This window comes from Candidatus Peregrinibacteria bacterium (assembly GCA_016699755.1).
In the GTDB taxonomy this organism is placed as follows: Bacteria; Patescibacteriota; Gracilibacteria; order CAIRYL01.
This window is the reverse complement of record CP065009.1, coordinates 912,798-927,037: the sequence shown is the minus strand read 5'-3', so window position 1 is coordinate 927,037 and position 14,240 is coordinate 912,798. Positions and strand designations below refer to the sequence as shown.

The 14,240-nt window shown below is 40.1% G+C and carries 15 protein-coding genes and 1 tRNA gene; 5 read left to right on the top strand and 11 right to left on the bottom strand.

What is annotated here, in order from left to right:
* Window positions 1-317: 317 nt before the first annotated feature.
* From IPN35_04130 to fbaA, 3 genes are all read right to left on the bottom strand, one after another.
* The gene (locus IPN35_04130; GenBank protein QQS58764.1) at window positions 318-1,025 is read right to left on the bottom strand and encodes a hypothetical protein; all 708 of its coding nucleotides are present in this window, start codon (window positions 1,023-1,025) and stop codon (window positions 318-320) included.
* 211 nt (window positions 1,026-1,236) lie between these two features.
* Window positions 1,237-1,560, bottom strand: a complete 324-nt coding sequence (gene trxA / locus IPN35_04125; GenBank protein QQS58763.1) for a thioredoxin — start codon at window positions 1,558-1,560, stop codon at window positions 1,237-1,239.
* Window positions 1,561-1,657: 97 nt separating this feature from the next.
* Window positions 1,658-2,746: a class II fructose-bisphosphate aldolase gene (gene fbaA, locus IPN35_04120; GenBank protein ID QQS58762.1), complete on the bottom strand. Its 1,089-nt coding sequence runs from the start codon at window positions 2,744-2,746 to the stop codon at window positions 1,658-1,660.
* Window positions 2,747-2,872: 126 nt separating this feature from the next.
* Between fbaA and IPN35_04115 the strand changes: the two genes are divergently transcribed.
* Together IPN35_04115 and IPN35_04110 are read left to right on the top strand one after the other, a co-directional pair.
* Window positions 2,873-3,898, top strand: coding sequence for a DUF11 domain-containing protein (locus IPN35_04115; GenBank protein QQS58761.1), 1,026 nt, complete (start codon window positions 2,873-2,875; stop codon window positions 3,896-3,898).
* Window positions 3,899-3,913: 15 nt separating this feature from the next.
* Window positions 3,914-4,810, top strand: a complete 897-nt coding sequence (locus IPN35_04110; protein QQS58760.1) for a DUF11 domain-containing protein — start codon at window positions 3,914-3,916, stop codon at window positions 4,808-4,810.
* Between the two features lie 5 nt (window positions 4,811-4,815).
* Here the strand turns inward: IPN35_04110 and IPN35_04105 are convergent, their stop codons facing one another.
* The 3 genes from IPN35_04105 to IPN35_04095 are packed head-to-tail and all read right to left on the bottom strand — an operon-like array spanning window position 4,816 to window position 7,416.
* Window positions 4,816-5,577, bottom strand: a complete 762-nt coding sequence (locus IPN35_04105) for an NAD+ synthase (GenBank protein QQS58759.1) — start codon at window positions 5,575-5,577, stop codon at window positions 4,816-4,818.
* 55 nt (window positions 5,578-5,632) lie between these two features.
* Window positions 5,633-6,739 carry a glycosyltransferase gene (locus IPN35_04100; protein ID QQS58758.1) on the bottom strand — a complete coding sequence of 369 codons (1,107 nt, stop codon included), beginning with the start codon at window positions 6,737-6,739 and terminating at the stop codon, window positions 5,633-5,635.
* Window positions 6,736-7,416, bottom strand: a complete 681-nt coding sequence (locus tag IPN35_04095; GenBank protein QQS58757.1) for a TVP38/TMEM64 family protein — start codon at window positions 7,414-7,416, stop codon at window positions 6,736-6,738. Before IPN35_04095 ends, IPN35_04100 begins: the two co-directional genes overlap by 4 nt.
* An 88-nt stretch (window positions 7,417-7,504) precedes the next feature.
* Here IPN35_04095 and IPN35_04090 point away from each other — a divergent pair.
* Window positions 7,505-7,596 (top strand) — tRNA-Ser (locus IPN35_04090).
* A gap of 214 nt (window positions 7,597-7,810) precedes the next feature.
* Here the strand turns inward: IPN35_04090 and IPN35_04085 are convergent.
* From IPN35_04085 to IPN35_04065, 5 genes are all read right to left on the bottom strand, one after another.
* Window positions 7,811-8,794, bottom strand: coding sequence for a hypothetical protein (locus tag IPN35_04085; GenBank protein QQS58756.1), 984 nt, complete (start codon window positions 8,792-8,794; stop codon window positions 7,811-7,813).
* Complete coding sequence (locus tag IPN35_04080; protein ID QQS58755.1) at window positions 8,791-9,876, bottom strand: Fic family protein; 1,086 nt, start codon at window positions 9,874-9,876, stop codon at window positions 8,791-8,793. Before IPN35_04080 ends, IPN35_04085 begins: the two co-directional genes overlap by 4 nt.
* A 324-nt stretch (window positions 9,877-10,200) precedes the next feature.
* The gene (locus tag IPN35_04075) at window positions 10,201-10,578 is read right to left on the bottom strand and encodes a DUF45 domain-containing protein (protein QQS58754.1); all 378 of its coding nucleotides are present in this window, start codon (window positions 10,576-10,578) and stop codon (window positions 10,201-10,203) included.
* On the bottom strand, window positions 10,527-10,766 hold the full coding sequence (locus IPN35_04070) for a DUF45 domain-containing protein (GenBank protein QQS59935.1): 240 nt from the start codon (window positions 10,764-10,766) through the stop codon (window positions 10,527-10,529). The genes IPN35_04075 and IPN35_04070 overlap by 52 nt, the downstream gene beginning before the upstream one ends.
* Before the next feature lie 124 nt (window positions 10,767-10,890).
* Window positions 10,891-11,112, bottom strand: coding sequence for a hypothetical protein (locus tag IPN35_04065; GenBank protein QQS58753.1), 222 nt, complete (start codon window positions 11,110-11,112; stop codon window positions 10,891-10,893).
* Window positions 11,113-11,540: 428 nt separating this feature from the next.
* On the opposite strand from IPN35_04065, the gene IPN35_04060 reads away from it, so the two are divergent.
* Window positions 11,541-13,052 carry a hypothetical protein gene (locus IPN35_04060; protein QQS58752.1) on the top strand — a complete coding sequence of 504 codons (1,512 nt, stop codon included), beginning with the start codon at window positions 11,541-11,543 and terminating at the stop codon, window positions 13,050-13,052.
* A 44-nt stretch (window positions 13,053-13,096) separates the two neighbouring features.
* Window positions 13,097-14,230 (top strand): hypothetical protein, encoded by a 1,134-nt coding sequence (locus IPN35_04055; GenBank protein QQS58751.1) that lies wholly within the window; start codon window positions 13,097-13,099, stop codon window positions 14,228-14,230.
* The last annotated feature ends 10 nt before the right edge of the window (window positions 14,231-14,240 follow it).

Below are 14,240 nucleotides of genomic sequence, written 5' to 3'. Positions count from 1 at the left end.
CATAGTTTTTTTGGAGCAGTAATAATGAGCAAATCAATATCTGATGATTTTTCCGCAGTACCAAATGCAACCGAGTTGCAGACCAAAACACCTCGAATACCAGGACAGTACCGAAGGAAAGGAAGAAATCGAAACGCTTTTTTGCGGTATATTTTGCTCCATTGACTTTCGTTTCCCTCTTTCTCCCAAGGGGTTTCTTTTGCATTTTTCCTATCAATGGCATGTAAAAATGCTTTCGCCAACGTTGTCGTTCGTAATTCTGTCACCTGTGTTACTGTAGGTCTTGTCCTGAAGAAAGCAAGGGTTTTTTGATCCTCTTAAGAAATTGTTCTCACACACAGCCATCTTCGAAGGAGCGAAATGAGCTCTTTGTTTTTACTGTGAGGAGGATGCTCTGGGTGTGGTTGAAGAGTAATAATACAGCTCTTGTTTGTCGTGGAATACGAAAGTGCATACGGGAGTTTTTTATTCTCAATAACATCCTCACTTGTCGCAAGGATGTGTGCTGTTTCGGGGATATGAGAAACATAGTATCGGTGTGATCGGAAGATGGGAAGAGATTCTCCATTCATGAGGAGCAGGGAGGTGTCTCCATGGTAGTACTGTTGTGTTGAACCAATTTTTCCTCCTCCTGAAAGCGCTATGAGCTGGTGTCCAAAACAAATACCAAGAAGCGGGGCATAAATTACACCTTCAAGAACCTTTTGATAGGCAAAAATTTGATTTGTAATCCATTCATGTTCGTCATGGGCATTAAACGGGGAGCCCGTTACAATGATCAGATCCCATTTTGGCGAAAAGAGATACTGCAAAAGTTCTGTTTTTGGCAAACATTCTGCTTTTTGAAAAAGAATATGCACTTCTCCAAAAAAAAGAAGGTGACAAAGTGATCGTATGCGTTTTTGAATTTTCTTTCGAAAGAGATACCCCGTTGTTTTGGCAATACGTTCGTAGTCTGGATGATTTGGGGCATAGTTGTCGACAACGAGTATATTGGGGAGCCTGTGTTGAGAAGGAAAATGCATATTTATCCTAAAAGAAAAACCCCCTCCGAAATTTCTGGGAGGGGGTCGTTTTTTGTCGAGAGAATTAGAATACTAAAAACGCCTCCCCGAAATACATCGGATCTTGTAGCATGAGCACATGCATATATTCTGCCGTTGAGGAGTGTTTTTCCGATTCATTATCGCGCGTGTGACAATTTCAACAAAATTATAAAAAGGTAAGAACATTTGCTTACCCAACAATAGCGTTCAATTTTTCGACGAATGCATCTTTTGGCATGGCTCCTACAATTTCTCCGATAACTTCTCCGTTTTGAAAAACCTTAAATGCAGGAATGCTCATAATACCATACTCTTGAGCAGTTTTTGGATTTTCATCAACGTTGAGTTTCCCCACCTTTACTTTTCCGGCAAAATCGCCAGAAAGAGCATCGATCACCGGTCCCATCATTTGGCACGGTCCGCACCAGCTTGCCCAGAAATCAACAAGCACCGGAATATCAGATTGAAGCACTTCAGCCTGAAAGCTATCATCGGTAAAATGAACGGCAGACATGAAAAAAAGGATAAAGAAAGCATCACTAGTATGAGATTTTTTTTTCCTCCTGACAAGAAAACAGGAAATTGAAAAATGATTTCTTAGAACATTATCCTCAAGCAATTTCAGAAGGTGCCTGTGCAAGGCTTTTTTCTCGCGATCCAAGAATGGAAAAGCTCTCAGAAAGTCGTTGTATAATTCCCTCTTCTCCCTTTCGGAGGTATGCACGAGGATCATATTGTTTCTTGTACGGAGTGCCATCATCTGGATCAATTTGAAAGTCAAAGGCTTTTGAATGTTCTTTGACGTACTTTCCAATTTCGTGGGAATACGCAAATTGCATATCGGTATCAATGTTCATTTTAAATACTCCATATCCAACCGCCTCTCGAATTTTTTCTTCCTCCGACCCCGATCCACCGTGAAAGACAAGATTGAGTGGTTTTTCTCCTGTATTTTTCACAGACATAACGAGATCTTGCGAATTTTTCAAAATCTCCGGACGAAGTTTTACGTTTCCGAGTTTATAGACTCCATGAACATTTCCAAAAGAAGCCGCCACAGAAAAATGTCCGATCGGAGAAAGGAGTTCGTACGCTCGTAAAACATCTTGTGGTTGAGTATAGAGTTTTGGATTCCCTACATCGTCATTTGTGAGTTCCGATCCAAGACCATCCTCTTCTCCTCCTGTGAGTCCAAGTTCTATTTCAAGACTCATCCCCATTGGTGTAAGGCGTTGTAAAATTCTCGCACTTTCCGAGAGATTGTCTTCAAGAGTCTCTTCTGAAAGATCAAGCATGTGTGAGGAAAAAAGTGGTTTTCCTGTTTTTTGAAACTCTTCTTCGCTGGCATCAATAAGCGCCTCTACCCAAGGAATAAGGCTTTTATTCGCATGATCGGTGTGCATGGCAACACATATTCCATATTCCTTGGCAACCGTATGTGCGTGTCGCGCCGCCGAAATAGCACCAAGTACTTTTGCCCGAAAGCTATCCGTGAGTCCTTTTCCGGCATAAAATTGGGCTCCGCCATTACTGATTTGAATAATGACATCCGATTTGTTTTTTGCCGCCGCTTCGAGCACTGCGTTGATGCCAGAAGAGCTCACAACATTTACTGCAGGGATGGTGTATCCTCCCGCTTTCGCAGAGGAAACAAGTGCTTTATAGTCTTTGCCAGTAACAATTCCGGGAGAGAGTTTCATTATATTTTTTGGAGAGAAAACACATTTAATTATACCAATTTTTCTCTTAAAACACAATTATTATTTGACAATAAAAGTAAAAAGTTATAAAAATTATATCCTTTATAATGTTTTTTGAAAGAATCAATGTATTTCTTACAAAAAGTTTTTCAACTCCTCCTTGTTGGCTCTGTTTTTTTGGCATCAGTTTTTGGGAGTGTTTTTTTGGCGTTTGCTGATGAAGAGGATTTTTTTGATGTCGACTCGCTTATGCCATCAGATGCACTTTCTCCTAATTCTGATTTCCAAAATGATTCTCATGCTCTCTTTGAAACTTTTTCTGTAGAGAATACTTCTTCCTCAAGTCCTGTTTTTTATTTGGTGGGTCAGCGAATTCTTTCAAGTGCGGATTCAGACAAAGAATACCGGCTTTCTTCTGATCTTAGCGTAGCAAAAACACTTCTGTTTTCTGAGGAAAAACCAGGGGTGGCAGATGTGACTGTTTCGGTAACAAATAATGGCCCAGCGGTAGCAACTTCTGTTGTGGTGAAAGATTATTATCAAGGAGGAATTATAAAGGCTTCTGGAGATATTCCCAAGTCGTGTCTTTTTGCTCGTCAAAAAATCACTTGTTCTTCCCTCTTCCTTCCTGCTGGAAAGACTCTCTCATTCTCTTATTCAGTATTCCTCTTCCCCATGAGCGAAGCAAAAGATGGGGGATATAAAATGTTTTCCCAAGTAGGAGTGTCTTCTATGCAAGAAGATCGAAATGAGCAGAATAATTTTTGGGAGCAAGAAATTGTATTTCCGCATAGTATCGTTTTTTCCCAAAAAATTCCGGTGGAGATTCTTCCTTCCTCACAAATGAAGGGAAAAGTGGGATTTATTCACCTGATGATACGCAATGATGATTTTTTTTCTTCTCGAGATTTTATCGCTTTTTTCCCGATTCCTTCGGAGAAAATCTCTCTTCTCAGTTCTAGTGCGAATGGTCATTTTTTGCCAATAGGCAACGCGGTGTTGTTTTACGAACTCGATGTTGCCCCCGGAGAAGAAGTCTTTTTCTCTCTCTATTATGATTCTCTCGTTTCCAAGCCTGATGCGCTTTCAGCAGAAGTCTTTCTTCTTGCATCTCCATCTGAAGCTGAAATGACAGAATCTCTCGCTTTTTGATTTTTTTCTCCTGCCATGTTTTCTCTTCACGGGTATCTTTTAAAAATTGTCTTTCTTTTTATTCTTTTTGGAGCACCATTTTCTGTTGCTCTTGCTGATGCCGATCTCTATGTTCAAAAAATAATAGCGAACACTCTTGCCGAAGAAGGTATTCACCAAGGAGAGTATGTGGAGTATTTGGTGACGTATCGAAACAATGGCTCAGAAACCGCCAAAAATGTTCTTCTCGAAGACTATTATGGAGGCACAACTGATTTTTATGAATTTCGTATTCCAAAAAATTGTACTGATACGGGGAAAAAAATAACGTGTCAACTTGGAGATGTTGAACCAGGAATAGACAAGAATATTCAATATGCTGCTCGTGTTTCTGTGGGTGCACGACCAGGGTTTGCGACGAGCTATGTGAGTCTTACTTCTCCTACCCCCGACAGAGACATATATGATAATCGAACAAGTGTTCGTTTTCGTGTGTTGCTCTCAGAAAAATCGGGGATGTTTTCGTTTCAAGATGCTCAGGAAGATTTTCAAGATTCTTCAAAAAATGCTTTTGTGAACGTTCAAGCGGTATCCGATGCTATTTCTGCTGCTGATTTTCAAAAAGATACGCTTCTTATTGATATTCGTCCCGATGAAAATCTTTTTATTGGTCCTGCCGTAATGCCAAAAGATTCCTCATCTTCAAAAAAAGCAGAAAAAAATACTCCTCTTCAGGAGTGGGATAATATTCAGAACGAAACTTCCTCTTCTGAAGTAGCGAAAACCACTATTCCTGTAGTTCTTGCTTCATCAGAAACATTATCGCCTAAAACCGGAATGTCAAATATGGTTACCTTTGCGTTGGGACTCTTCTCTCTCTTCTTTGGTGCTACATTTTTGCTGGCACGGAGAAAGAGTATTGTAGAGGTGTAATCCTCTTATACTCTTCGGGAGAGAGTGGGAGTTCCTCCACGCTTATGTTCTGTTCTTTTAGTAATATTCATTACGAGCTCTTCCTGTGGAGATTGTGGCGTAAATGAGGTGATTCCTTCCATTTTTTGGAGAATTGCATCGAGTTCGCTATAGGAAATACCAAGCTCTGCCTCGTCTGTATGTCCATGAAAGAGCTCTGCTGTAGGAGGTTTTGTAAATACTTGTTCTGGAAGGTCGAGTGTTTTTGCCATCTGAAAGACTTCTGTTTTCCAGCATTCACCAATTACCTCTATATCCACTGCTCCATCTCCGTGTTTTGTAAAAAATCCCGTGAGAATTTCTGTCTTGTTTCCCGTTCCGAGAACGAGTGCATCTTGTTCATTTGCCGCCGCATAGAGAAGAGTCATACGTACACGCGCCATAATATTTCCTCGTGTCATCACTTTGGTGGCAAAATTGAGATCGAAAAATTGTTCGCAAAATGGTGCAATATCAATTTCCTGACACTCAAGTTGCAATGTTTCGCATACCTTACGAGCATCTTCTAGATTTTCTGAAGAAGAAAAATGGTGGTGTGGCATTCGAAGCGCAAAAATATTCTCTTTTCCAAGTGCTAAAGAACCAATGGCGGCGGTTACTGCCGAATCGACTCCGCCGGAAATACCAACAACTGCTTTTATTTTTCCCGATTTTCGAAAGAATTCTCGGAGATTTTTGGCAAGAGTATAGACAAGAGCATCAGTCATTTTTGAGGAATAAAAAATCATGGAAAAGTATCGAATCTTTTTGTTTGAAAGGCAATAAGTTTTGTTTGATAAAGGATTAGGAAGGATGGTGTATGTTCTTTAAAATTCCCTCTCGAAAACTCTCTTCCGAAAATAAAAGCGCATGTTTTCGAATGCTATGCGTGTCAAAATGTGGTTCGTGCTGAAAAAATCGAATAAGCGCATGTTCTAGGGCATATTCTACTGGTTCATCAAAAAAAATACCGGTTTGTTCTGCGAGCACTGTTTCCGTGGCACCGCCACGTGCAAGTGCAATAACAGGTTTTCCGCATGCCATAGCTTCTACTGGAACAATTCCAAAATCATCTTCTCCGGGAAAAAGAAGCGCACGACAATTTTGAAGATACTCTTTTACCACGCCATCCGATTTTCTTCCGAGAAATTCCACGTTTTCTCCAGAGAGTGCTTCGAGGCGTTTTCGCTCGACTCCATCACCAATAATGACGAGTTTGTGTTTTGGAAGTCGTGAAAACACTCGCACCGCGAGATCAATATTTTTGAATGGAGAGAGTGCAGAAACAATAAGAAAATATTCTCCGTGTTCTTTTTGTGCAGAAAACTCACGAACGCGCACAGGAGGGAAGAGAACCTGAGAAGGTTTTCTCCAATATTTAGAAATACGTTGTTGAACCGTTTTGGAGTTAGCGAGAAGAATATCTGGACGACCTGCCGCCACCGCATCCCATTGGCGCAGGGTGTGAAAAATACGAGGAAGAAGGAAAGATTTTGCTCCAGAAAGCGCTCCTCGATGTGCTTGTTGTTCCTGTACGGAAAAAGTCTGATCCCACAAATATCGAGCAGGGGAGTGACAATAGCAAATATGCTTTGTGCCTGCCAGAGTGAGAACACCATGAGCAAATGCCGAACTCGATGAAATAACGAGATCGTATTCCGTGAGATTGAAATTTTCAACTGCTGTGTTCATCCACGAAATAAGTGCACGTCGAGGAATACCCATGCGATATGCTTTTTGGAGCCATGGAGCGACTCGAACTCTTTTTTTTGGAAACACTGATCCGCATGTTTTTTCGTTGTAGAGAAGTGTAAATATTGGGGCTTCTGGAAACATTTCCATAAGTACTTTTGCGACTCGTTCGGCGCCTCCTAGTTTCACTAAAAGTTCGTGGATAATAGCAACTTTCATTTTTTTTGAAACAAACTTCGAAAATGTGGATGGTTCCATGCCCACAGAGTGATGATAATGGCAAACAGAAATGACAAAATAGCAATACTAAGACTGACTATATGCGTCAGGGAATTTCCGAGGAGCACAAATGGTGCAACGGTTGCCGCGGAACCTATAAGAATGCCAAGAAAAAAGTCGAGAAATGAAATCTGAGTAACTCCTGCCACAATAGCAATGGAATCTGCGGGGAGAAGAGGGAGAAGAATGAGGATAAGTGTTGCAAAAAATCCTTGTTGTGAAAGTGTTTTGTCAATGCGCTGAAACCACTCGTTTTCGTGTGATTGTACGAATTCCTTTCCCAGAAACTGCGCCCCCAGATAGACAAGAGAAAGAGAGATAGTAGTTCCGATGAGAGCAAAGAAAAAAGCCGAGAGGGGGTCAAAGAGCATACCTGCCAAAAAGACAAGCGCAGTGGAAGGAAGGAAGAGAAAGCTTCGGAGTGAAAAAAGGAGTAGGTAGTAGAATATCGCACTCTCGCCTTTTGAGGCAATGAGAGTTTGAAGAGACGTTTTTGTTTCATTCCATCCGTATTTGAGAACATAAGAAAAAATCCAACAGAGACCACCGAGCAAAACAGATGCCCAGAGGATCCCAAAGAAGAGCCGAATGTATGAAAGAATCTTCTTGTTTCTCATAAAATTTTCCAAAAACAAGTATGTCACAAAAAATGCTAGCGAGAAATTTGATTTTCGGAAACAAGGTTGGCATACTCTTGTGGTCCACGGAGAGATGGCTGAGTGGTCGAAAGCGGCACCCTGCTAAGGTGTTATCTGGAGCAATCCGGATCGAGGGTTCGAATCCCTCTCTCTCCGCCAGACTGTGCACTAATGGCACCCGATTCCAGTCCACTATGGTGGATGGTGTTTCGGGCTTTTTCCTTGTATAAACCTTTGAATTCGTTTGTGGAGCATTGATCGAGAGGAGACCCATGCACTCATGATGGCTGGGCAATAAGGGCGATTACAAAAGCTGTGGTTTCTGCTTCGTTCATTTTCGGTAATACCGGTTTCGTTTTTTAAAATGAGAAAGCTATTTCTTTCGTTCTACTTGAGAAAGTCCATGTTGCAGAAAAATCATCACTACATTTAACATCAATAAAGCATCATCAGAAGTTGCACTTTGTTTTTTCGGTTTAGATGTACTTTTATTCGCCCTAAATGCAGAAAAGAAATTTTTGAAAAAATCAAAATCCTCACTGAAATATTTTTCTTTTTCTGTTTTTGCCTCTGAAAATAGTTTTGCTAACTCCCCAGAGCCATTTTTCCCATACTCTCCATGAATTAATATTTGTAAAAATCCTTGTACTACATTGTGAGCTGATGCAATACAATCTTCATATTTTTTATTGTGGAAATTATCAAAGGAACTTTTTAGCTCTTCATTAACAGCTTTCCACTCAGGATTGCTCAAGAGTTGGATTACTGGAACATAAATATCTTCTGCTATTTTTTGGTCTTGTCTGGGAATGATCCCTTCCCTTGTCATTAACGCATTGATAGAAAATTGCTCAAAAATATGATTAAGACAGTTCGCTAATCTATCAAATTTAGAAAATGCTTCTTTTATATATTGGTTTATTTTTTCTTCTTCGGTTGCTTCTTCTGCCCAACGATAATTCGTATGATCAATAAACCCCTCTGCAAATTTACTAAGCATACGAAAAATAAGGGGTTCTGATTTTTTATTTAAAAATATGTCTTTAAAATCTTCTGTCGCCGCACGAATTTGGTCATAATCTAGGTCATATCTTCTTCTATCTTCTTTTTGTGGAGGTGTTTTATGCAGTCTTTTCCTTGGGCATTCTCTTAAAAAATGATAATTCAAATCCTTAATCGCATGTAAAATTTCTGTTGAATAATCTTTTATCCATCCATTATTTGAAAGTTGTAATAGTATTATTTCTTTTTCTTCCTTTGTTAAATCCTCCCAACTTCGCAAATCAAGTTTGGCTTGAATTAAATATTCCACTTGTGGATTATCTTTTCCGTATATATGAAATTTTGGAATTTTCATTTTATTATAGAATTAACTTTATACACCGTCCCTCGCCCTTGCCCCAGTCGTTCAATCTTTTTTAGTTTTAGTAATTTCTCAAGCGACTGACGAACCGTTGCATAAGCAATTCCAGTTTTCTCAGAAATTTCTCTGGGACTTGCAAATTCAACCGATTGAATATATTCCCAAACGGTTAACTGCTTAGCGGTGAGTAATTTTTCTAGATTCGCACTCGAAAGAAGTTCAATAGCCTGTTTTGATTGCTCCAATACCATCGAAAGAAAAAATTCTAACCACGGAGTAATATCTTGCTCTTCTGCATTCTTTCTTAATGTGTTCTGTGTTTTTCTGAGAGCCAGATAATATTCCGCTTTATTGATTTCAATAATTTTTTCATGCGAAACATATGGCATGTATGCAAAATCATTTTGAAGCAAGAGCAGATTTGTCAAAATTCGTGAGATACGACCATTTCCATCTTCAAAAGGATGGATATGCAAAAATTCAACAATGAAATGTCCAAGAATAAGCAAAGGGTGGAAAGTATTTTTAGACAAAGCCTCATTTGTCCATTCCACCAACTCTTGCATCTGCTTGGGCGTAAGAAAGGCTTCCGTAGTATCAAAAAGAATTCCAATGGATTCCCCAACATCATTGACCATATGAACTTTGTTTTCTTTCTTTTTGTATTCTCCTCGATGGAGTTGATCTTTTTCTGCATATTTGAGCATTTGTTGATGCAGATTTTTGATATTATTTTCCGTGAGATGAATGTGTTTCCAAGAATCGAAAACATCATGAAGGAGTTCATAATATCCCTGAACCTCTTGAGTATCCCGATCTGAAAATTTCTGTACTGATAAGCCTTTCATAAGTTTTTCTACTTCTTCATCAGAAAGCTTGGACCCTTCAATACGAGTAGATGCCCCAGTAGAAGTAACGAGCACAGATTTTTTGAGTCGTCCCAATATCTGAGGAGAAAGCTTTGCTCCAGAAATCCACTGCCCTTTGAGGTTTTCTATTCGCACAATCTTTTCCCAAATGGAAGCAGAAATATTTTGAAACCGATGATGAAATAACAAGTCCTCCATATTTTTCATAAATCGCTATATTAACTATAGCGAATTACAACGGATAATCAAATTCAAAAAGGGTAAAAACACGACCCGTCCACTATGAGGAGTAAGAATTCGGACAAACTGTATTTTGAAATCTTGTTAATGCTTATGGGGATTGAAGCGCATTTTTAGAAGGGTTCGAATCCCTCTCTCTCCGCCAGACTGTGCACTAATGACACCCGATTCCAGCCCACTATAGTGGATGGTATTTCGGATGTTTTTTGGGTTTTATCCCTTTGAATCCTTCAAAAACTCTGATTTAGAGGAGACCTATACACTCATGATGGCTGGGCAGTAAGGGCATATTTAGTTTTTTGAAAACTTGAGCTCAAGCTGATCCTTGATGCTCTTCCAGTTTGGACATTTTGAGGTCAAGAATCGATAGTATTCCTTGCTGTGGTTTTGGTATTTCATATGGCAAAGTTCATGGGTAATGACATAATCAATGCATTCCTTAGATGCTTTTACGAGCTCAGGATTCAGTAATACTTTCTTTTTTGAAAGAAAACTGCCCCATCGTTTTGGCATTTTCCTAAGGGCGAGTTCGGGGGCAAAGTCGTAGTCAAATTTCTTTAACATCTGCCTATAGCGTTCAAAGAATATCAGTTTTGCTCTTTTCTCGTACCATGATTCTATGAGCTCTTCATTTTTTTCTGAATCATTAACATTCTCCCTTGTCTCCAAGATAATCTTTCCATTCTCAAAGTGGACAGAGTTTTTTTCCCATTTTTAACAATCAATTTATATTGCCGACCAAGATAAAGAAATGACTCTCCTGAGATATATTCTTTTCTTTCTTCAATTTTTTGCAATCGTTTCAGATCTTTTAGTTGAGCAGTAATCCATCCACATTTACGCTTCAAAAAATGGATTACTTTTTCTTCTTGGAAGGATTCTTTCGATAGAACAGTCCGATTGGTTTTTAGACGCCTTTACAGAGACAAAAGTAAATCCAGATATTGTTTTTGATGCTCTCGGTGCGCTTCGACTTAAAATTCATTTCAATACTTTTTTCACACCAAGTCTATACATTTGTAAAGATGATTTTCTTGTCACGGGAAACGCACTATGTATGATAAGGATATTTTTACGGCTCGAAACTATGCGTATCACCTCTTCTTCCCCCTTGCTCATAAAAGCAGGGTTTTTTGTGATATTATTCATTTCACTCTCTTTCATTTTTTTTTCTCCCTTTTCTGCTGATGCAGATATATTCATAAAAGAGCAGAAAAAGCAGGAGGCGCAAGAGAGACGGGCAGAGAAGATTCAGGAATTAGAGAAAAAAGAAAAGAAATCGATTCAGGCAGAAAAGAGGCAGCAAAAAAAAGATGCGAAGCAAAATCTTCTTTCCAAAAAAGTGCTCATCCAGAAAAAGAAGCAGGAAGTCACGAAGAGAAGGGAGAAAAAAATTGCGCAGTTTCAATTTTTGGAAAAAACATACACTACTTGTTCCAAAAAACATCCCAAAAGTAGTCATGCGGAAGTGGTCTGTATCAAAGATGCTGTCATTCAAAAAATAAAATCACATACCAGGGCATTGCGAGTAGAAAAACTTCTCCGCCTAAGTCAGGAATCATAAAAATAAAACCAGAAACAACCCCCAAGACCCTTCCTTTGTTCTTTCACTTTTTCATTTTTTTCCCTCCATGTCCTCCACAAAACGCCTTTTGCCAATATTCGCACTTCTTTTTTTCTTGAGTCCATCGGCACATGCCACTCAAGTCGATGCTGCTCTCGATGTATCATCCGGTGCAGAACATAATTGCAGTGTATTGAGTGATGGCACGGTGAAGTGCTGGGGGGGAAACTGGGGCGGGCAGCTCGGAAATGGAAATACGAATACCCAATTTTCTCCGGTACAGGTTTCTGGAATAAGTGATGCCATATCTGCTTTTGCGAACATGTACCATGGTTGTGCTATCGTAAGCGGAGGAGCGGTAAAATGCTGGGGGGCAAACTGGTCTGGGCAACTGGGAGACGGAACCGAAACAGACCGAATAACACCGGTTTCAGTAAGTGGAATCACCGGAGCGACAAAAATTTCAGGAGGAAGTGATCACTCTTGTGCTCTTCTTTCTGGTGGAACGATCAAGTGTTGGGGAAGCAATGAATTCGGTCAAATCGGAGATGGAACTACTATAAATCGTTCTTCTCCAACATCTGTCTCTAGTGTCAGCAATGCCATTGATCTCACTGTTGGAGAATATCATACCTGTGCAATTCTCAACGGAGGCACAGCAAAATGCTGGGGAAAAAACAACAAAGGTCAACTCGGAGACGGTACAACGACCAACAGAAATTCTCCTGTTGCTGTCTCTGGTATTACCACGGCAACTGATATTGATGCTGGCTCCTACCACACCTGTGCCACCCTTTCCGACGGAACAGTCAAGTGCTGGGGAGACAACACAAGGGGGCAACTCGGAAACAACACTACAGCAAACAGCTCATCTCCTGTTTCTGTTTCTGGAATCACTACCGCTACTGCTATTTCTGCTAATTTCTCTTACGATGTCGATACGACTCATTCATGTGCCATTATCACAGGAGGGGCAATAAAATGCTGGGGAGATAATATCAGCGGGCAATTGGGAAACGGAACTTCTTCATCCACTCCGCAAAAGACTCCCGTTTCTGTTGTCGGCATTACCGGAGCCACTCATATCAGTACAGGGTATGGCTTCACTTGTGCGAGACTCAACAATGATACTGTTAAATGTTGGGGTGATGACTATGAAGGTTCTCTTGGTGACGGGACTGGAAACTCCACTTCTAGTACGCCTGTACAGGTCCTCAATCTTACTGCAGACGATGGTGGGGGAAGCCCGCCCGCTTGTACGGAGTCAGACTGGAGCTACACTCTTGATCCGACCGAATGTCCCGCTTCTGAAGAGCAGATCAAATATTGGACTCTTAACAATCAGAATTGTGAAGGGGGTATAAGTCAACCTTCATCAGAGGCAGTTGCTTGTATCTATAGTGGAGGCGGAGGAACTGGTGGATTTTGGACACAGGTCGGTTCTGCCATTCACTACATCATCGGTAATGTAGGAATCGGTACTTCTTCACCGCAAGAAGCTCTTGATATCGTGGGGAATATTCGTCTCACGGGGAACATCCTCCCTAATGGCGATCTCTGTATTGGGGCGTGTCAATAGGCCAGTAAACTTAAGTTTTTAAAAATTCTTCTTTTTTCTTTTAAATGAAATTATCCTCTTATCTTTTTGCCACCTTCCTCTCGGCTACAGCCATTATTTTGTCTGTATCAGTATACTTTTCTTACTATGAGAATGATGTGACCTTATCAAAACCTGAAAATATTTGGATGCCTTCTGCCTTTGCAGGATTTGATGTAAACACATTGAGTATTTTTTCTGATTACCAATCTTGGACTGCTTCTGGTGCTCCGAAAGAAGAGGATGTTCTTTATTTGATACTTAACAACCTTAAAACAGGGTATAACTCTGTCTATTCAATAACAACTCAAATAGATATAAATGGTGATGGTTTTACTGATCTTCTTTATCATTATGGTAATGGTGTATATAGCAATTATGGCGTGTTTGTGAACAAAGGAAATCTGAGCTACGAACTAGCTTATAAATGCGTCTACACAAGACCTTCCGGCAGCGATCCTAAGTATTATGGCGATTGTGCAGATCCCTCTCGAAGTGAAATGGTGCCGCTACAGGATGTATTTAATGATTATCTGAATTGGCCGACATCAAATGCCCCCAAAGATGACGACTTAATGCCACAAGCATTAGATACCCTTTCCTCTGTCTACAACTCAACAAATTATAATTCCATTGCTGATTTTAATGGTGATGGGCTTACTGATTTTGCTTACCATAATGCATTAACTAGCACCAATCAGACTTACGGGGTATTCCTAAATAAAGGGGATTTTACTTTCGATTTTGCATATAAGTGTGTGTACAAAAGAGACTCAGTGAATAACTATTATGGCGATTGTGCAGACACCGCAAGTTCTGCCAACGTCCCATTTACCAGTATCTTTGATTATACTTCTTTGCCAGAATCTCCTAACCTAAAGTCGACAGATACGACTGCACAAACTCTTTATTATATGGCCTTTGCATCAAATGGGAATAGCGGGAGGATTTACAACTCTTTGACTGATATTAACGGGGACGGACTTACTGATGTCCTCATACATTATGTTCCCCTTTATTCTCCAACGAGTTATACGTTTGGAGTATTTCTTAATACTGGAGGTCTTCGATTTGAACTTGATTATAAATGCATCTATAGAGATATAGATGGCTATGGGGGTAATAATGAATGGCATTACTTCGGTGACTGCGCTGGCTGATTCTTCTTTT

What these genes read in the sequence shown, in the direction of transcription:
- IPN35_04130 (QQS58764.1), bottom strand. Translation starts at nt 1,025, where the DNA reads ATGCATTTTCCTTCTCAACACAGGCTCCCCAATATACTCGTTGTCGAC.
- trxA (QQS58763.1), bottom strand. Translation starts at nt 1,560, where the DNA reads ATGTCTGCCGTTCATTTTACCGATGATAGCTTTCAGGCTGAAGTGCTT.
- fbaA (QQS58762.1), bottom strand. Translation starts at nt 2,746, where the DNA reads ATGAAACTCTCTCCCGGAATTGTTACTGGCAAAGACTATAAAGCACTT.
- IPN35_04115 (QQS58761.1), top strand. Translation starts at nt 2,873, where the DNA reads ATGTATTTCTTACAAAAAGTTTTTCAACTCCTCCTTGTTGGCTCTGTT.
- IPN35_04110 (QQS58760.1), top strand. Translation starts at nt 3,914, where the DNA reads ATGTTTTCTCTTCACGGGTATCTTTTAAAAATTGTCTTTCTTTTTATT.
- IPN35_04105 (QQS58759.1), bottom strand. Translation starts at nt 5,577, where the DNA reads ATGATTTTTTATTCCTCAAAAATGACTGATGCTCTTGTCTATACTCTT.
- IPN35_04100 (QQS58758.1), bottom strand. Translation starts at nt 6,739, where the DNA reads ATGAAAGTTGCTATTATCCACGAACTTTTAGTGAAACTAGGAGGCGCC.
- IPN35_04095 (QQS58757.1), bottom strand. Translation starts at nt 7,416, where the DNA reads ATGAGAAACAAGAAGATTCTTTCATACATTCGGCTCTTCTTTGGGATC.
- IPN35_04085 (QQS58756.1), bottom strand. Translation starts at nt 8,794, where the DNA reads ATGAAAATTCCAAAATTTCATATATACGGAAAAGATAATCCACAAGTG.
- IPN35_04080 (QQS58755.1), bottom strand. Translation starts at nt 9,876, where the DNA reads ATGAAAAATATGGAGGACTTGTTATTTCATCATCGGTTTCAAAATATT.
- IPN35_04065 (QQS58753.1), bottom strand. Translation starts at nt 11,112, where the DNA reads ATGAATATATCTGCATCAGCAGAAAAGGGAGAAAAAAAAATGAAAGAG.
- IPN35_04060 (QQS58752.1), top strand. Translation starts at nt 11,541, where the DNA reads ATGTCCTCCACAAAACGCCTTTTGCCAATATTCGCACTTCTTTTTTTC.
- IPN35_04055 (QQS58751.1), top strand. Translation starts at nt 13,097, where the DNA reads ATGAAATTATCCTCTTATCTTTTTGCCACCTTCCTCTCGGCTACAGCC.